18 protein-coding genes and 1 riboswitch are annotated in these 16296 nt (G+C 68.0%); of the genes, 13 read left to right on the top strand and 5 right to left on the bottom strand.

The annotated features are described in order from the left end of the window. Positions 1-42 precede the first annotated feature (42 nt). Complete coding sequence (def, locus tag BMX32_RS03305) at positions 43-579, top strand: peptide deformylase (protein WP_089974433.1); 537 nt, start codon at positions 43-45, stop codon at positions 577-579. Between the two features lie 44 nt (positions 580-623). On the opposite strand, the gene BMX32_RS03300 is transcribed toward def, so the two are convergent. The 4 genes from BMX32_RS03300 to BMX32_RS03285 all read right to left on the bottom strand — a co-directional run bounded on the left by BMX32_RS03300 (position 624) and on the right by BMX32_RS03285 (position 4804). After that, on the bottom strand, positions 624-1007 hold the full coding sequence (locus BMX32_RS03300) for a hypothetical protein (RefSeq protein ID WP_029213475.1): 384 nt from the start codon (positions 1005-1007) through the stop codon (positions 624-626). Between the two features lie 122 nt (positions 1008-1129). After that, entirely contained in the window at positions 1130-1942 is an 813-nt protein-coding gene (gene pyrF / locus BMX32_RS03295; protein WP_089974429.1) for an orotidine-5'-phosphate decarboxylase, read from the bottom strand. 81 nt (positions 1943-2023) lie between these two features. After that, positions 2024-3682, bottom strand: a complete 1659-nt coding sequence (gene ettA, locus BMX32_RS03290; RefSeq protein ID WP_029213477.1) for an energy-dependent translational throttle protein EttA — start codon at positions 3680-3682, stop codon at positions 2024-2026. A 141-nt stretch (positions 3683-3823) separates the two neighbouring features. Further along, the gene (locus tag BMX32_RS03285) at positions 3824-4804 is read right to left on the bottom strand and encodes a reprolysin-like metallopeptidase (protein WP_089974427.1); all 981 of its coding nucleotides are present in this window, start codon (positions 4802-4804) and stop codon (positions 3824-3826) included. Between the two features lie 201 nt (positions 4805-5005). Between BMX32_RS03285 and glyA the strand changes: the two genes are divergently transcribed. The 12 genes from glyA to BMX32_RS03225 all read left to right on the top strand — a co-directional run bounded on the left by glyA (position 5006) and on the right by BMX32_RS03225 (position 15464). Beyond that, the gene (glyA, locus tag BMX32_RS03280; protein ID WP_089974425.1) at positions 5006-6262 is read left to right on the top strand and encodes a serine hydroxymethyltransferase; all 1257 of its coding nucleotides are present in this window, start codon (positions 5006-5008) and stop codon (positions 6260-6262) included. After that, positions 6262-6777 (top strand): transcriptional regulator NrdR, encoded by a 516-nt coding sequence (nrdR, locus tag BMX32_RS03275; RefSeq protein WP_029213480.1) that lies wholly within the window; start codon positions 6262-6264, stop codon positions 6775-6777. Before glyA ends, nrdR begins: the two co-directional genes overlap by 1 nt. A gap of 38 nt (positions 6778-6815) precedes the next feature. After that, positions 6816-7898, top strand: a complete 1083-nt coding sequence (gene ribD, locus BMX32_RS03270; RefSeq protein WP_089976887.1) for a bifunctional diaminohydroxyphosphoribosylaminopyrimidine deaminase/5-amino-6-(5-phosphoribosylamino)uracil reductase RibD — start codon at positions 6816-6818, stop codon at positions 7896-7898. Beyond that, positions 7898-8881: a Gfo/Idh/MocA family protein gene (locus tag BMX32_RS03265; RefSeq protein WP_089974423.1), complete on the top strand. Its 984-nt coding sequence runs from the start codon at positions 7898-7900 to the stop codon at positions 8879-8881. The genes ribD and BMX32_RS03265 overlap by 1 nt, the downstream gene beginning before the upstream one ends. Positions 8882-9011: 130 nt before the next feature. Further along, positions 9012-9158: riboswitch (FMN riboswitch) on the top strand. Between the two features lie 122 nt (positions 9159-9280). Next, positions 9281-9922, top strand: coding sequence for a riboflavin synthase (locus BMX32_RS03260; RefSeq protein WP_029213483.1), 642 nt, complete (start codon positions 9281-9283; stop codon positions 9920-9922). 14 nt (positions 9923-9936) lie between these two features. After that, positions 9937-11028, top strand: a complete 1092-nt coding sequence (gene ribB, locus BMX32_RS03255; RefSeq protein ID WP_029213484.1) for a 3,4-dihydroxy-2-butanone-4-phosphate synthase — start codon at positions 9937-9939, stop codon at positions 11026-11028. 72 nt (positions 11029-11100) lie between these two features. Beyond that, complete coding sequence (gene ldcA, locus BMX32_RS03250) at positions 11101-12033, top strand: muramoyltetrapeptide carboxypeptidase (protein WP_089974421.1); 933 nt, start codon at positions 11101-11103, stop codon at positions 12031-12033. A gap of 45 nt (positions 12034-12078) precedes the next feature. Continuing rightward, entirely contained in the window at positions 12079-12546 is a 468-nt protein-coding gene (ribE, locus tag BMX32_RS03245) for a 6,7-dimethyl-8-ribityllumazine synthase (RefSeq protein ID WP_089974419.1), read from the top strand. A gap of 23 nt (positions 12547-12569) precedes the next feature. Beyond that, the gene (gene nusB / locus BMX32_RS03240; RefSeq protein WP_049808634.1) at positions 12570-12989 is read left to right on the top strand and encodes a transcription antitermination factor NusB; all 420 of its coding nucleotides are present in this window, start codon (positions 12570-12572) and stop codon (positions 12987-12989) included. Positions 12990-13035: 46 nt separating this feature from the next. Next, positions 13036-13989: a thiamine-phosphate kinase gene (gene thiL / locus BMX32_RS03235; RefSeq protein WP_089974417.1), complete on the top strand. Its 954-nt coding sequence runs from the start codon at positions 13036-13038 to the stop codon at positions 13987-13989. After that, entirely contained in the window at positions 13986-14486 is a 501-nt protein-coding gene (locus BMX32_RS03230) for a phosphatidylglycerophosphatase A family protein (RefSeq protein WP_029213488.1), read from the top strand. The genes thiL and BMX32_RS03230 overlap by 4 nt, the downstream gene beginning before the upstream one ends. 9 nt (positions 14487-14495) lie before the next feature. Beyond that, positions 14496-15464 (top strand): potassium channel beta subunit family protein, encoded by a 969-nt coding sequence (locus BMX32_RS03225; protein WP_089974416.1) that lies wholly within the window; start codon positions 14496-14498, stop codon positions 15462-15464. Between the two features lie 89 nt (positions 15465-15553). On the opposite strand, the gene BMX32_RS03220 is transcribed toward BMX32_RS03225, so the two are convergent. Then, positions 15554-16288 carry a 16S rRNA (uracil(1498)-N(3))-methyltransferase gene (locus BMX32_RS03220; protein WP_089974415.1) on the bottom strand — a complete coding sequence of 245 codons (735 nt, stop codon included), beginning with the start codon at positions 16286-16288 and terminating at the stop codon, positions 15554-15556. Positions 16289-16296 lie beyond the last annotated feature (8 nt).

Raw genomic sequence — 16296 nt, 5'->3', positions numbered from 1 at the left:
TCCGCGCTATGCTGACGCCTTCCCCCTCCCCGCCGGACCCCCATGATTCGCGAGATCCTGAAAATGGGCGACGAGCGTCTGCTTCGCATCGCGCCGCCGGTGCCACCGGACATGATCGGCTCGCCCGAGCTCGACGCCCTCATCGACGACATGTTCGAAACGATGCACCACGTCGGTGGCGTGGGCCTCGCCGCGCCGCAGATCGGCGTGGATCTCCAGCTGGTGATCTTCGGGTTCGACAGCAGCGAGCGTTACCCCGACGCGCCGCCGGTGCCGCAGACCATCCTGCTCAATCCGGTGATCGTGCCGCTGTCGGACGAGATGGAAGAAGGGTGGGAAGGGTGCCTGTCCGTTCCGGGACTTCGCGGCGTCGTCGATCGCTATGCGACGATCCGCTACACGGGCGTCGATCCGAAGGGCAAGCCGATCGACCGCGTCGCCGAGGGCTTCCACGCCCGGGTGGTGCAGCACGAGTGCGACCACCTTATCGGACGCTTATATCCGTCGCGGATTACCGACTTCTCGCGCTTCGGCTATACCGAGGTGCTGTTCCCGGGCATGGACGTCGCGGACGATTGAGCGACGGGTCAGTCAGGCGCCGCCATGGCGGCGCCTGCACGGCGCTACTCTGCGTCGGCGAGCGCTTCGATGATGACCAGGAGGGCCTTGCGGCGCTCCTTGGGCAGGCGGCTGACGAGGCCGACCAGGCGCAGTTGCTCGCGCGAATCCGCACGATAGAGGGCCGGGCTTTCGCGCACGCCGGTCGCGCCGTTCGGCGAACCGCGGCCCGTGGCGAGCCACTCGAAGTTGACGCCGAAGCGCGTCGCCATGTCGATCTGGCGTTCCAGTTCCGGCAGGCCGAGATCGCTGAGCCATTTCCGCGCGGTTTCACGACTGACGTCGAAAAGGTCGGCCAGCTGCGTGATTCGGCCGCGGCCTTTCTTCACGCCAGCCATGTCCAGCGCGACATGCAGACGTTGGGAAAAACCTCGGTTGATAGGTGGCATGACAACTCCGGTGGAACGCTGTGGCGCTTCTAGCCCGGTATTGTTCGATAGCGCGGAGTAGCAGCGTAAGCCTTTTGCAGTTGCTGAATCGTGCAATTTGCGACTGCTATTTGTTTTTTGGCTTACGAGCGGAATGAGTTGACCGATTTTCTCATTTCTTCCGCCGCGCGATGTGCTACGTCGGCGAAGTCGGAGCCGCCGCTAGCGTAAAGGATGGCGCGCGAGGATGAAATCATCAGGCCCGTTCCGTCCGCCGTCCGGCCATGACGCATCACCGCCTCGACGTCGCCACCCTGCGCGCCGATGCCGGGAACGAGCAATGGCATGTCGCCCACGATCCTGCGAACGCGGCCGAGCTCTTCCGGCCAGGTCGCGCCCGTGACCAGTGCGCAGTTGCCGTTTCCGTTCCACTCGCGCGCGATGGTTTCCGCCACCCGGATGTAGAGCGGCTCGCCGCCGCAGTCGAGCGCCTGGAAATCCTTGCCGCCGGGGTTCGAGGTGCGGCAGAGCAGGATCACGCCCTTGTCGGCGCGGTCGAGGAACGGGGCGACGGAATCGTGGCCGAGGTACGGATTCAGCGTGACCGCGTCGGCGTCGTAACGGTCGAAGGCTTCGGCGGCGTACTGCTTCGCCGTCGACCCGATGTCGCCGCGCTTGGCGTCGAGGATCACCGGAATGTCGGGGTGCCGGTCATGGATGTGCGCGATCAGGCGCTCGAGCACCTCTTCCGCGCGCTGGGCGGCGAAATGGGCGATCTGGGGCTTGTACGCACAGACGGAGCCGGCCGTCGCATCGACGATGTCGCGGCAGAATTCGAAGATGCCCTCGGTGCCGGACAGGCCCGCCGGCAAACGGCCGGGCTCCGGGTCGAGGCCCACGCACACCAGGGAGTCGTTGCGACGCCAGGCGTCCTTCAGAGCCGTCATGAAGTTCATGGGGTGCACCACACGGTAAGGCGGGAATCGGGCTCCTTGTGGGAGCGCGCCAGCGCGCTCCCACAGGATCGGTGGTCCTGGTCAGACCAGCTTCTTGTACTTCACGCGCTTCGGGCCGGCATCGTCGCCGAGGCGGCGCTTCTTGTCGGCTTCGTACTCGTTGTAGTTGCCCGGGAAGAACTCGACGTGCGAGTCGCCTTCGAACGCGATGATGTGCGTGGCGATACGGTCGAGGAACCAGCGGTCATGCGAGATGACCACGGCGCAGCCCGGGAACTCGAGCAGGGCGTCTTCGAGCGCGCGCAGCGTTTCGACGTCGAGATCGTTCGACGGCTCGTCGAGCAGCAGCACGTTGCCGCCCTGCAGAAGGGTCTTGGCCATGTGCAGGCGACCGCGCTCACCGCCGGACAGCTGGCCGACGATCTTCTGCTGGTCGGTGCCCTTGAAGTTGAAGCGACCGATGTACGAGCGCGACTGGATCTCGAACGTGCCGATGGTCAGGATGTCCGAGCCGCCCGACACTTCCTGCCAGACGTTGTTCTTCGCATCGAGCGCATCGCGCGACTGGTCGACATAGGCGAGCTTGACCGTGTGGCCGGTCTTCACTTCGCCGGAGTCCGGCTTCTCCTTGCCCATGATCATCTTCATGAGCGTGGACTTGCCGGCGCCGTTCGGGCCGATGATGCCGACGATGGCGCCCGGCGGAATCTTGAACGAGAGGTCTTCGATCAGCACGCGGTCGCCGAATGACTTGGTGACGTTCTTGAACTCGATGACTTCCTGGCCCAGACGCTCGCCCGGCGGGATGAAGATCTCGTTGGTTTCGTTGCGGCGCTGGTACTCGACCGAGTTCAGCTCTTCGAAACGGTTGATGCGCGCCTTGCCCTTCGACTGGCGGCCCTTGGCGGCCGAACGGATCCACTCCAGTTCCTTCGCCAGCGCCTTCTGGCGCGACTTCTCCTGGTTGGCTTCCTGCTTCAGGCGCTCGCCCTTCTGCTCCAGCCAGTCGGTGTAGTTGCCCTTCCAGGGAATGCCGCGGCCGCGGTCGAGCTCGAGGATCCACTCGGCGGCGTTGTCGAGGAAGTAGCGGTCATGGGTGACCGCGACGACCGTGCCCGGGTAGTCGTGCAGGAAGGTTTCCAGCCAGTCGACCGACTCGGCGTCGAGATGGTTGGTCGGCTCGTCGAGCAGCAGCATGTCGGGCTTCGAGAGCAGCAGGCGGCACAGGGCCACGCGGCGCTTCTCGCCACCGGACAGCGGGCCGACGAGGGCGTCCCACGGCGGCAGGCGCAGCGCGTCGGCGGCGACTTCGAGCTGGCGCTCCAGCGCATGCGCGTCGTTGGCGGCGAGGATGCCTTCGAGGGCTTCCTGCTCCTTGGCCAGCTTGTCGAAATCCGCGCCTTCTTCGGCGTAGGCGGCATAGACCTCCTCGAGGCGCTTCTGCGCGTCGAGAACCTCGGACACGCCTTCCTCGACCACTTCGCGCACGGTCTTGTTCGGGTCGAGGTCGGGCTCCTGCGCCAGGTAGCCGATCTTGGTGCCCGGATTGGCGCGCGCCTCGCCCTGATAGTCGGTATCGACGCCCGCCATGATCTTCAGCACCGTCGACTTGCCCGCGCCGTTCAGGCCGAGGAGACCGATCTTGGCGCCGGGGAAGAAGGACAGGGAGATGTCCTTGATGATCTGGCGCTTCGGGGGAACGATCTTGCTCACCCCGTTCATGGTGTAGATGTATTGCATGGGTGCTCCGTCAGGCGATGCGGGCCGTCGGAGCGAGGGAGGCTCCGGGCAGGCAAACCCCGATTATAACCGGTCGGCGTGACGGGGCGGAGGGCGGAGTCGTCGCGGCGGGGCCCGGACGGGCCGGGCCCCGGGCTCGTCCTACAGGCGCGGCAGGAGATAGTCGCGAATGCCGCGCTGGTTGGGGGTGGTGTACCAGAGGCAGCTGGCCGTGAGCCAGACGTACCCGGCCATGCTGCTCGCGCACCAGGCCTTCTGGGCTAGCTCGTGCACGCCGCCGATGGTGTGGCCGATCTCGTGCGCCACGATGTGACGCGGTCCCCGCCGGCTCGCCAGCGCCGACTTTCCGTTGTCCAGCGCGACGCCGACGACGTCTTCGCCCCAGTTCGCCGCCGGCTCGTCGACGAACAGCACGTAACGGGCGAGCTGACCCGGCGCACCGTGCGCGTCGTGGACGTGCTCGAAGCCGCGCAGATGGACGTCTTTCAGGCGCTGGGCGGCCGTGCCGGCGTGGTAGTCGAGATCGGTCAGCCCCGGGACGTTCGTCTTGAGGAAAACGCGGACCTTCTTGCCCGGCACGATGTCCTTCTGCATCTCCCGGACCCACCAGGTCGTGTACCAGTTGAGGAAATGGGCGTGATCCGGTTCCTTCGACTGGTCGTGGAGGAAGATCCAGACATTGAGCCCGTCGCCGCCCGGCTCGTCGGCCTCCGGGTCGTACGGCTCGGCGTCGTCGCTGGTCACGAGGTCGCCGAATCCGGTGTAGTCGGCAGTCCACTCGCCCGAACGCCGCGACCTCGCGGCCGCAGACGTCGGCGCGGCGTCGTCGAACGCGATGTCCAGCGCGTCGCCCAGCCGGACGAGCGTGGCCGGGCGGCCGTCGACCCGCGCGACGTACATGGCGCCGGGTCGGCCGTCGGGGCCTTCGAGTTCCACGTCCAGGCGCTCCAGGCCGGCGATGCGGTGGACCGCGCCGTTGTGTTCAAGGGTGAATTCCGTGACCTGGCGGTCGGCCACGGCCATGTCGAAGGCCAGCGCGGAAGAGCTGGCGATGGCCGCCGGGGCGGTCGCCAGGGTGCCGGCGACGAGGGCCAGTGCCAGGGGAAGGTGTCGCAGTCGCATGGTGTCCATTCCTTGGGGAGGGGGAGGGGCAATCGCCCTCGGCAAGCCTAGGTGGGGTGCCCGTGCGGTGGAGTAGGCCTGTGCCCCGCAGGTGGGTAGGCCTGGGTCGCGAATGCCGCTCCGGACCTTGTCCGGCTGGCTGCAAACCCCCACCTCGGCTACACTTTTCCCCTTTCCCATTGCGCTCTGCACGAGGTTCAGATGTTCCCGAAGGATGCAACGATCGCCGGTTACGACGACGAGCTGGCCCAGGCCATCGCGGGCGAAGCCCGTCGCCAGGAAGATCACGTCGAGCTGATCGCCTCCGAGAACTACGCCAGCCCGCGCGTGATGGAAGCCCAGGGTTCGGTCCTGACGAACAAGTACGCCGAGGGTTACCCCGGCAAGCGCTACTACGGCGGTTGCGAATACGTCGACGTCGCCGAGAAGCTGGCCATCGACCGCCTGAAGAAGCTCTTCGGTGCCGATTACGCCAACGTCCAGCCGCATTCGGGCTCGCAGGCCAACCAGGCCGTGTACTTCGCGTTGCTGCAGCCGGGCGACACGATCCTCGGCATGAGCCTCGCTCACGGCGGTCACCTGACGCACGGCGCCAAGGTGAACATGTCGGGCAAGTTATTCAACGCGGTGCAGTACGGCATCGATCCGGACACCGGTCTGGTCGACTACGACGAGATCGAGAAGCTCGCCGTCGAGCACAAGCCGAAGATGATCGTCGCCGGCTTCTCGGCGTACTCGCAGGTGCTCGACTGGGCGAAGTTCCGCGCCATCGCCGACAAGGTGGGTGCGTACCTGTTCGTCGACATGGCGCACGTCGCCGGCCTCGTGGCCGCGGGCGTCTACCCGAACCCGGTACCGCACGCGCACGTCGTCACCTCCACCACGCACAAGACGCTGCGCGGTCCGCGCGGTGGCATCATCGTGGCGAAGGGCATCGGCGAAGAGCTGGAGAAGAAACTCCAGTCCATCGTGTTCCCGGGCATTCAGGGCGGTCCGCTCATGCACGTGATCGCCGCCAAGGCCGTCGCGTTCAAGGAAGCCCTCGAGCCGGCCTTCACGGAGTATCAGAAGCAGGTGGTGAAGAACGCCAAGGCCATGGCGGAGACGCTGATCGCGCGCGGCTACAAGGTCGTGTCCGGCGGCACCGAGAACCACCTCATGCTCATCGACCTGATCGGTCGCGACGTGACGGGCAAGGACGCCGAGGCCGCGCTCGGCAAGGCGCACATCACCGTCAACAAGAACGCCGTGCCGAACGATCCGCGTTCGCCGTTCGTCACGTCGGGCCTGCGCATCGGCACGCCGGCGATCACGACGCGTGGTTACACCGAAGCCGATGCCATCGATCTCGCAGGCTGGATCTGCGACGTGCTCGACGCGCCGGCCGACGAGACGGTGCTGGCCACGGTGCGTGGCAAGGTCACCGCGCAGTGTGCTAAATACCCCGTCTACGGCTGATGCATTGTCCGTTCTGCCAGCATGAAGACACGCGCGTCATCGACTCCCGCCTCACGGAAGACGGGAGCACGGTGCGGCGTCGTCGCGAGTGCCCGCAGTGCGGCGAGCGTTTCAACACGTTCGAAACGGCCGAGCTGAAACTCCCGGCGATCGTCAAATCCGGCGATCGTCGCGAGCCGTTCGACGAGCACAAGCTGCGTGTCAGCTTCGAGCGCGCGTTGCAGAAGCGTCCCGTGGCGAGCGACGCCGTGGATACCGCGATGCGCGCGGTCACGAACGACCTGCGCCGCTGCGGCGAACGCGAAGTGCCGTCGCGCCAGGTCGGCGAACTCGTCATGCGCGAACTGAAGAAGCTCGACCAGGTCGCGTACGTGCGTTTCGCCTCGGTGTACCGGCGCTTCGAAGACGTCCACGCGTTCCGCGAAGAGATCGAGAAACTCGAGCGCGACCTGCCGTCCATCGAAGGCATGCAGCTGCCCCTGCTGGACGCCGCCCGGCGCGGACGCAAGAGCTGATGTCGCGCCCGTTCTTTCCGGCCATGGACCACGTCCACATGGCCCATGCGCTGCGCCTCGCCGCGCAGGGCATGCACACCACGCAACCGAATCCGCGCGTCGGCTGCGTCGTCGCGCGCGGCGACACCGTGCTCGGCACCGGCTGGCACCGGCGTGCCGGCGAGCCGCATGCCGAAGTGCACGCGCTGCGCGAAGCCGGCGAATCCGCCCGCGGCGCCACGGCGTACGTCACGCTCGAGCCCTGCGCGCACCATGGCCGCACGCCGCCCTGCGCCGACGCGCTGATCGCGGCGGGCGTCGGGCGCGTGGTCGTCGCGCACGAGGACCCGTTCGACAAGGTCGATGGCGCCGGTATCGCGAAGCTGCGCGACGCGGGCATCGGCGTGCAGGTCGGCCTGATGCGCGAGCAGGCGCGCGAGCTCAACATCGGATTCTTCAGCCGCATCGAACGGGGGCGCCCGTGGGTGCGGGTGAAGCTCGCGATGAGCCTCGACGGGGGCACCGCGCTCGCCGACGGTTCGTCGAAATGGATTACCGGCGAGGCCGCGCGCGCGGACGTGCAGCGCTGGCGCGCCCGTGCGTCCGCCATCCTGTCGGCCAGTGGCACCGTGCTGGCGGACGACCCGCACCTCACCGTGCGTCTTCCGGGCGACGAACGATTCGTACCGCCGCTGCGTGCGATCCTCGATTCGCGCCTGCGCACACCGCACCGCGCGAACGTGCTCGACGCCGCCGCGCCGACGCTGCTGATGCACGCCCCGGACGTCGCCGTGCCCGCGCATCTGGCCGGCGTGGACCGCGCCGCGGTGCGTCTCGACGATCGCGGTGGCCTCGATCTGCGTGCCGCGTTGCACGTACTGGCGCTCCGTGACGTCAACGAAGTGCACGTGGAGGCCGGTCCGGTGCTCTGCGGCGCGCTGCTCGCGGCGGGACTCGCCGACGAGCTGCTCGTGTACGTCGCGCCGGTGCTGCTCGGCAGCAGCGCGCGCCCGATGCTGGCGTTGCCGCCGCTCGACGACATGGCGTCGCGCTGGAAGCTCGATACCGTCGACCGGCGTCAGGTCGGCGACGACACGCGGCTGCAGCTTCGTCCCGCCCACACGGCGAAGGCCGGGGCGTGATGACGCCACGCCTGGCGCACGTTCGCTGGGGGATCGTCGGCTGCGGCGCCGTGACGGAGGTCAAGAGCGGCCCGGCCTTCGCGAAAGTACCCGATTCGTCGCTGGTGGCGGTGATGCGCCGCGACGGCGACAAGGCGCGCGACTATGCACGCCGTCACGGTGTGCCGCGCTGGTACGACGATGCGGACGCCCTGATCGCGGATCCCGGTGTCGACGCGGTGTACGTCGCCACGCCGCCGTCGAGCCATCGCGAACTCGCGCTGAAGGCGATCGCGGCGGGCAAGCCGGTATACGTCGAAAAGCCCATGGCGATCGATCACGCCGAATGTCAGGACATCGTGCGCGCGGGCGAAGCCGCCGGTGTGCCCGTTTTCGTCGCGTATTACCGCCGCATGTTGCCGCGCTTCCGGCGCATCGCGCAGCTGCTGTCCGACGGTGCGATCGGTGCGCCGCGCATCGTCGACGTGCTGCTGCACCACCCGTTCGAGTCGCGCTACCGCGATCCGGCGAACCTGCCGTGGACGGTGCAACCGGCGATCTCGGGTGGCGGCATCTTCGTCGACATCGGCTGCCATACCCTCGACATCCTCGATTTCCTGCTTGGCCCTATCGTCGACGCCCGCGGCATGGTGTCGAACCAGCTCGGTGCGTATCCAGCGGAGGACACCGTGGCGATGGCGTTTCGCTTCTACAGCGGTGTGCTGGGCACCGGCCTGTGGAACTTCGCCGCCGACCGCCGCGAGGATCGCGTGCAGATCGTGGGCAACGGCGGGCGGCTCACGTTCGCCACGTTCGGCGACGGGCCGATCCGGCTCGAATCGGGCGGGCACGTGGAGGACATCCACATCGCCAACCCCGAGCATATCCAGCAGCCGCTGATCGCATCGATCGTGGCGGAGCTCACGGGGAAGGGCATCTGTCCGTCGACGGCGCGCACGGGCGCGCGCACGAGCTGGGTGATGGATCGGGTGCTGAGGCCCTGACGTTTCGGTAGGAGCCACCGGGTACCTGCAGCCAGCAGGCTGGCTCCCACGCTGGACCTTGAAAAGACGGCGTCTCAGCCCCCATTCCGGCAGGGGGCGCAAGCAGCACCATGCTATCCTTGCGCCTCCACAGCGTCTTCAGGGCGGGGTGTAAATCCCCACCGGCGGTAGGTTCCCAGTGAACGAGCCCGCGAGCGCTTCCGGTCCTGCCGGAAGGTCAGCAGATCCGGTCCGATGCCGGAGCCGACGGTCATAGTCCGGATGAAAGAAGACGGCGTTCGCTCGTTCCCCCGGGGAGTGAGCGAAGGCCATGCCTTGGGGCGTTTTTCGCTCACCACCGCGGGAAACGTTTCATGAAAACCACACTGCGCCACGCCTCCTTCGTCGGAGGTCGCTGACATGTTCACCGGCATCATCCAGGCGGTCGGCCGCATCGCGCGCCTCGAACCGCGCGGCGGCGACGTCCGTCTCACGGTCGACACCGCCTCCCTCGACATGACCGACGTCGCCCTCGGCGACAGCATCGCCGTTTCCGGCGTCTGCCTCACCGTGATCGCGTTCGACGTCGCCAGCTTCGCGGCCGACGTCTCGAACGAGACGCTCGCGCACACCACGCTCGGCCGACACAAGGCGGGCGACCCGGTGAACCTCGAAAAAGCCTTGCGCCTGGCGGACCGTCTTGGCGGCCACCTGGTATCCGGACACGTCGACGGCACCGGCAAGGTCGTTTCGGTCGTGCCAGACGGTCGATCGCTGCGCTGGAGCTTCGAGGTGCCCTCCGACCTCGCGCGTTACATCGCGCACAAGGGCTCCGTCTGCATCGACGGTACCAGCCTCACGGTCAACGAGGTCGAGGGCAACCGTTTCGGCGTCAACCTCATTCCGCACACGGTCGAACACACCGCGTTCTCGGCGCGCCGCGCCGGCGACGCCGTGAACATCGAGGTCGACGTGGTCGCGCGGTACATCGAGCGGCTGCTCGGCGCCGGCGGCAGCCCGCGCCTCGACGAGGCCTTCCTGAAACAGCACGGCTTCGCCTGAGCGGAACGACCTCCATGCCCTTCAACACCATTCCCGAGATCCTCGAAGACCTTCGCAACGGCCGCATGGTCGTGATCCTCGACGACGAGGATCGCGAAAACGAAGGCGACATCGTCATGGCCGCCGAAAAGGTCCGGCCGGAGGACGTCAACTTCATGGTTCGCGAGGCACGCGGTCTCATGTGCCTGACGCTTACCGAGCAGCGCACGCGTCAGCTCGGCCTGAAGCCGATGGTCAGCGACAACAACTCGCCGTACCACACCAACTTCACCGTCTCGATCGAGGCCGCCGAGGGTGTCACCACCGGCATCTCGGCGCACGACCGCGCGCGCACCGTGCAGGCCGCCGTCGCGAAGGACGCCTCGCCCGCCGACATCACCATGCCGGGGCACGTGTTTCCGCTCACCGCGCAGGCCGGCGGCGTGCTGTCGCGCGCGGGCCACACCGAAGCCGGTTGCGACCTGGCCGCGCTCGCGGGCCTCGAGCCCGCGTCCGTGCTGATCGAAATCCTCCACGACGACGGCTCGATGGCGCGTCGCCCCGAGCTCGAAGTCTTCGCGGCGAAGCACGGCCTGAAGATCGGCACGATCGCCGACCTGATCCGCTATCGCCTCGAAACCGAAAAGACGGTCGAGCGCGTGTTCGCCGACGACGTCGATACCGAGTTCGGTCCTTTTCGCCTCATCGCCTTCCGCGACGCCATCCGGCATGGGCTGCACTTCGCGCTCACGCGTGGCGACATCGGCGATGGCGAGCCCGTGATCACGCGCGTGCACGTGCGCAATACGCTTTCCGACGTGCTCCACCTCAAGCGCGACGACCTCGGGCAGACCGTGACCGACGCCCTGCGTCGCATCGACGCCGAGGACCGCGGCGTGCTGCTCGTGCTCTCCGGCGCCGACACGCCCGAGGCCCTGCTGGCCCGGCTCAAGCGCGACGCGGCCCCCATGCCCGCGCCGAAGGATGACCAGGAATGGCGTCAGCTGGGTCTGGGCGCGCAGATCCTCGCGGACCTCGGCGTGAAACGGCTCCGCGTGATGGGCACGCCGCGTAAGTTCGTCGGCATCGCGGGGTTCGGCCTCGAAGTGGTCGAACAGGCGGGGTGATCACGCAACCCGATGTTGCGAAAGGTCCGCCAAGCCATTATTGCTATCGCTTTGGAACACGACGTATCCCGCATGTCCGCACGTTACGAGATCCGCCTGATCGCTCCTTCCGGTTACCCCCATATCCCCGAGGCCATGCGTCGGGGCATCGAGCGGCTGGAAGCCGCCGGTCACCGGATCGCCGGCCGTGAGGTCCTCGATCGCCTCGACCTGCGTTTCGCGGGCACGGACGCCGAGCGCGCGGCCGACCTCAACGGGCTGGCCGACCCGTCGCGTCCGCTGCCCGACGTGGTGCTCGCCATCCGCGGTGGCTATGGCGCACACCCGCTGTTGCCGCTGCTGAATTACGACGCACTCGGCGAGCGTCTGCGCGACGCGCCCGTGGCGATGATCGGACACAGCGACTTCACGGCGCTGCAGTCCGCGCTCTATGCCCGCGCGGGCATCGTCACCTACGGCGGCCCGATGCTCGGCGCCGACTTCGGTGCGCCGGAGCTCGACCCGCTGACGTGGGAACACGTCTGGCGAACCCTCGCCGACGAGGAGGGCCTCGGGGAATGGGAGGCGCCGCACACCCCGGATATCGCCGTCGACGGCACGCTCTGGGGCGGCAACCTCGCCATGCTCGCGGGCCTCGTCGGCTCGCCGTACTTTCCATCGATCGAGGGCGGCCTGCTCTACATCGAGGACATCGCAGAGCCGCCGTTCCGGGTGGAACGCATGCTCTATCACCTGCTGCACGCGGGGGTGCTCGGTGCGCAGAAGGCCCTGCTGGTCGGCGACTTCACCGGCTATCGCGTGGCCGAATACGACAACGGCTACGACCTCGACACCGTCTTCGAGCGGATCGCCGGCGCGGCGGGCATTCCCATCGTCCGGGGCCTGCCGTTCGGGCACGGTCCGGCCAAGTTCACCCTCCCGTTCGGCGCGGCCGGCCGGCTCGTGGTGGCGGACGGCAGGGCCACCCTTCGTTTCAGCGGCCACCCAAGGCCGAAAACCCCGTAAAATATCCGGTCGCGCGGCGGCCGATCCGCCCAGGACATCCCGAACATGAAGATCATCGAAGGCGATTTCGCCACTCCCAAGGGCCGCTTCGCCATCGTGGCAGGCCGTTTCAACGCGTTCGTCGTCGAGCCGCTGGTCGAAGGCGCGCGCGACGTGCTCGTCCGCCACGGCGTGAAGGACGATGCGATCGACCTGATCCGCGTGCCCGGCGCCTGGGAAATCGCGCAGGCCGCGTACAAGGTCGCCAACTCGGGTCGGTACGCCGCCGTGATCGGCCTCGGCGCGGTGATCCGCGGTTCGACGCCGCACTTCGACTACGTCGCCGGCGAAGCCGCCAAGGGTCTCGGCCAGGCCGCTTACGCCTCCGGCGTGCCGGTGTGCTTCGGTGTGCTGACCACCGACAGCATCGAGCAGGCCATCGAGCGTTCGGGCACCAAGGCCGGCAACAAGGGTGCCGATGCCGCCGTGGTCGCCATCGAAATGGTCAACCTCTACACGAAGATCGGCCAGTGACCGCGCCTCGTCAGGGCATCGACATGGCGGCGCGCTCGCGCGCCCGCCGCCGCGCGGTCCAGGCGCTCTACGCCTGGCAGGTCGGCGGCAGCAAGATGGGTAACGTCATCGCGCAGTTCCGCCACGAGCAGGACATGGAAGTGGCCGACCTCGAGTACTTCGAGGACATCCTCAAGGGCGTGGAGCAGCACGTGAAGGAGCTCGACGACGGCCTCAAGCCGTTCATCGACCGCGAGGTGTCGCAGATCGACCAGATCGAGCGCGCGGCGCTGCGCATGGGCGCGTACGAGCTGAAGTACCGCCCCGACGTGCCGTACCGTGTCGTCATCAACGAAGCGGTGGAAGCCACGAAGCGCTTCGGTGCCGATCACGGCCACAGCTATGTGAACGGCGTGCTCGACAAACTCGCGACGCACTGGCGTACGGCCGAGAAGCGATCCTGATCCCCGGCGTCGCGATCCCGCGCGCTCTCCTGCCTCAAGGAAACGCATGGAATTCGACCTGATCGACCGTATCCGCCGGCATACGGAAGTCCACCGCGACGACGTCGTCGAAGGCATCGGCGACGATGCCGCGGTGGTCGCGGTCCCGGCGGGACGCGAACTCGCGATCGCCGTCGACACCCTCGTCGAGGGCGTCCATTTTCCGCAGGGCACCGATCCCGCCGACATCGGCTGGAAGGCCCTCGCCGTCAATCTCTCCGATCTCGCCGCGATGGGCGCCACGCCCGCGTGGGCGTTGCTCGCCCTCACCACGCCGCATGGCGACGAAGCCTTCTTCGATGGCCTCGCGCGGGGTTTCGCGGAACTGGCGACGCCGTACCGGCTCGCGTTGATCGGCGGCGATACCACGCGAGGTCCGCTGACGGTCACCGTCGCGGTGCACGGTTTCACCGCGCCGGGCGAAGCCCTGTTGCGTTCCGGGGCGCGCGTGGGCGATGTCGTGATGGTGACGGGTACGCTCGGCGACGCCGCCGCGGGCCTGCGTTGTCTCGCCGAGGCCGATGCGTCGCCGTACGCCTCGCTCGTCGAACGGCTGAACCGCCCGACGCCGCGCGTTTCCGCGGGGCAGGCGCTGCGAGGTATCGCCACGGCCTGTATCGACATCTCCGACGGTCTCGTCGCGGATCTCGCTCATATCTGCGCGGCAAGCGGTGTCGGCGCGGACATCGACGCGGCGATGCTGCCGCGATCGTCCGGCATGCTCGCGCACTTCGCCGATGCCGACGCGCTGGAATTCGCGCTGGGCGGCGGCGACGATTACGAACTCTGCTTCGCCGTGCCGGAGAACCGCGCGGGTGAAGTCGGCGCAACGCTGGCCCGGTTGGGCTGCGGCGGCACGCGTATCGGCCGCATCGTCGAGGGCGCCGGCGTGCGCGTGATCGACGGGCAGGGCGGCACGTACGAACCCGCGCGCATCGGCTGGAACCACTTCGCGACATGAGCACCAAATACGTCCTCGATCCGGCCGACCGGCGACGCCTTCTCAAGACCCCGGCGGGGTGGCTCGCCGTGGGGTTCGGCTCCGGCCTCGCGCCGAAAGCGCAGGGAACCTTCGGCTCGCTGGCCGCGATCCTGCCCTGGCTCTTCCTTCGCGACCTCACCGTGCTGGCGTGGGTCGGCGTGATCGTCGTCTCGTTCGTCGTGGGCGTCGCCGCGTGCGACATCGCGGGAAAGATCCTCGGCGTCGACGATCACCGCAGCCTCGTCTGGGACGAATTCACCGGCCAGTGGATCGCGCTTCTCCCGGCCCTGCATGGGCCGTGGTGGACGGTGCTCTGCGGTTTCGCGCTGTTCCGCCTCTTCGACGTGTGGAAACCGTGGCCGATCGCCTGGTTCGACCGTCGCGTGAAAGGCGGCCTCGGCGTCATGCTCGACGACGTGATCGCGGGTATCTTCGCGGCGGTCGCGCTAGCCGCCCTGGTTCATTTCTTCGCCTGAGGAACCCCCATGGAATATCGTCGCCTCGGTTCGACCGGCCTCAAGGTTTCCGCGTTGTCGTACGGCGCGTGGGTCACGTTCGGGCGGCAGGTCGGCCGTTCGGAAGCGCGCGAGCTGATCGCGCTCGCCTACGACCATGGCGTCAACTTCTTCGATAACGCCGAGACCTACAACGCGGGCGACGCGGAACGCCTGATGGGCGACGTGATCGCCGACCTGCGCCTGCCACGCGACGCCTACACCGTGTCGAGCAAGGTCTACTTCGGTGCCACGGAAACGCCGAAGCCGACGCAGCGCGGTCTCTCGCGCAAGCACGTCTTCGATGCCTGCCATCAGGCACTTCAGCGCCTGCGCGTCGACTATCTCGACATGTACTTCTGCCACCGCGCCGATCCGGACACGCCGGTGGAAGAAACGGTGCTCGCGATGGATACGCTCGTGCGCCAGGGCAAGGTGATGTACTGGGGCACGAGCGAATGGTCCGCCGACCTCATCGAGGAGGCCCACCGCGTCGCGCGCGAGCGCAACCTCGTCGCGCCGTCGATGGAGCAGCCGCAGTACAACCTGTTGCACCGCGAGCGTTTCGAGCGTGAGTACGCGTCGCTCTACGACCGCTACGGCATGGGTACCACGATCTGGTCGCCGCTCGCCTCGGGCTTGCTCACGGGCAAGTACAACGACGGCGTGCCCGACGATTCGCGCCTCGGGCATCCGGATTACGCGTGGCTCCGCGACGCGCTGCTCGAAAACGACGGGGCGCGCCTGAAGGCCGTGCGCGCACTCGCACCGATCGCCGACGATCTCGGCATACCGCTCGCGCGCCTCTCGCTCGCGTGGTGCCTGAAGAACCCGAACGTGTCGACGGTGATCCTCGGCGCGAGCCGCACGTCGCAGCTGGAAGAGAACCTCAGGGCGCTGGACGCGGTGCCGCTGCTCGACGAGGCGGTGATGGCGCGAATCGCAGCGGCGCTGAGCTGACGAGCTTCTGGTGGGAGCCAGCCTTCTGGCGATAGGTGCTCGCGGCAAGCACCCATCGCCAGCAGGCTGGCTCCCACCAGAGCAGCGAGTCAGATATCGCCGTACAGCGCCTGCAACGCTGCGATCGCCGCGAGGCCAGCCGTCTCCGTGCGCAGGATGCGCGGCCCGAGCCGCAACCCGGTAAAACCGGCCGCCGCCAGTGCCGCCCGATCGCGCTCGCCGAAGCCGCCCTCCGGCCCGATGGCGAGGATGGCAGCGTCGATCGCACCGAGTTCGGACGGACGCGTCGTGCCTTCGGGCAGCAGCGCGAGACGAAGCGATCCGCCCTGTTCCAGCGAAGCGAGCCACGCGGCAAGCGGTACGGCAGGCGCGATCGACGGCACGCGTGCGCGCCCCGACTGCTCGCACGCGCTCGCGGCCACGGCACGCCAGTGCGCCAGACGCTTCTCCCCGCGTGCCGCGTCGAGCTTCACCTCCGACCGCTCGGTAAGGATCGGCACGATGTGCGCGATGCCGAGCTCGGTCGCCTTCTGCACGATGAGGTCCATCTTCTCGCCGCGCGCCACGCCTTGGGCGAGGGTGAGCGAGAGCGGCGACTCGTTCGTCACCGCGCGCCCGGCGCCGATCGCGGCAACGACGTCGCGCTTGCCGACGGACGCCAGCGTCGCGTCGTACTCCATGCCGTCGTGCCCGGAGAAGAGGACGACCGGGGCGCCGGTTTCCAGGCGCAGCACCCGGGCCACGTGCTCGCCGGCCTGCGGGGGCAGGGTGACCTCGCTGCCGCTGGCCAGGGGTGCGTCGACGTGGATGCGGATGGTGCGCATGGATGTGC

It is taken from the genome of Luteibacter sp. UNCMF331Sha3.1 (genome assembly GCF_900109915.1).
In the GTDB taxonomy this organism is placed as follows: domain Bacteria; phylum Pseudomonadota; class Gammaproteobacteria; order Xanthomonadales; family Rhodanobacteraceae; genus Luteibacter.
Note: the sequence above shows the minus strand (reverse complement) of the source record. Positions and strands in the feature narration are given on the sequence as shown.

Coding starts and splice junctions, on each gene's coding strand:
- pyrF (WP_089974429.1), bottom strand. CDS start 1,942: ATGAACTTCATGACGGCTCTGAAGGACGCCTGGCGTCGCAACGACTCC.
- BMX32_RS03260 (WP_029213483.1), top strand. CDS start 9,281: ATGTTCACCGGCATCATCCAGGCGGTCGGCCGCATCGCGCGCCTCGAA.
- nusB (WP_049808634.1), top strand. CDS start 12,570: ATGGCGGCGCGCTCGCGCGCCCGCCGCCGCGCGGTCCAGGCGCTCTAC.
- ribE (WP_089974419.1), top strand. CDS start 12,079: ATGAAGATCATCGAAGGCGATTTCGCCACTCCCAAGGGCCGCTTCGCC.
- BMX32_RS03230 (WP_029213488.1), top strand. CDS start 13,986: ATGAGCACCAAATACGTCCTCGATCCGGCCGACCGGCGACGCCTTCTC.
- ldcA (WP_089974421.1), top strand. CDS start 11,101: ATGTCCGCACGTTACGAGATCCGCCTGATCGCTCCTTCCGGTTACCCC.
- ribB (WP_029213484.1), top strand. CDS start 9,937: ATGCCCTTCAACACCATTCCCGAGATCCTCGAAGACCTTCGCAACGGC.
- nrdR (WP_029213480.1), top strand. CDS start 6,262: ATGCATTGTCCGTTCTGCCAGCATGAAGACACGCGCGTCATCGACTCC.
- glyA (WP_089974425.1), top strand. CDS start 5,006: ATGTTCCCGAAGGATGCAACGATCGCCGGTTACGACGACGAGCTGGCC.
- thiL (WP_089974417.1), top strand. CDS start 13,036: ATGGAATTCGACCTGATCGACCGTATCCGCCGGCATACGGAAGTCCAC.
- def (WP_089974433.1), top strand. CDS start 43: ATGATTCGCGAGATCCTGAAAATGGGCGACGAGCGTCTGCTTCGCATC.
- BMX32_RS03285 (WP_089974427.1), bottom strand. CDS start 4,804: ATGCGACTGCGACACCTTCCCCTGGCACTGGCCCTCGTCGCCGGCACC.
- ribD (WP_089976887.1), top strand. CDS start 6,816: ATGGCCCATGCGCTGCGCCTCGCCGCGCAGGGCATGCACACCACGCAA.
- BMX32_RS03225 (WP_089974416.1), top strand. CDS start 14,496: ATGGAATATCGTCGCCTCGGTTCGACCGGCCTCAAGGTTTCCGCGTTG.
- BMX32_RS03300 (WP_029213475.1), bottom strand. CDS start 1,007: ATGCCACCTATCAACCGAGGTTTTTCCCAACGTCTGCATGTCGCGCTG.
- ettA (WP_029213477.1), bottom strand. CDS start 3,682: ATGCAATACATCTACACCATGAACGGGGTGAGCAAGATCGTTCCCCCG.
- BMX32_RS03220 (WP_089974415.1), bottom strand. CDS start 16,288: ATGCGCACCATCCGCATCCACGTCGACGCACCCCTGGCCAGCGGCAGC.
- BMX32_RS03265 (WP_089974423.1), top strand. CDS start 7,898: ATGACGCCACGCCTGGCGCACGTTCGCTGGGGGATCGTCGGCTGCGGC.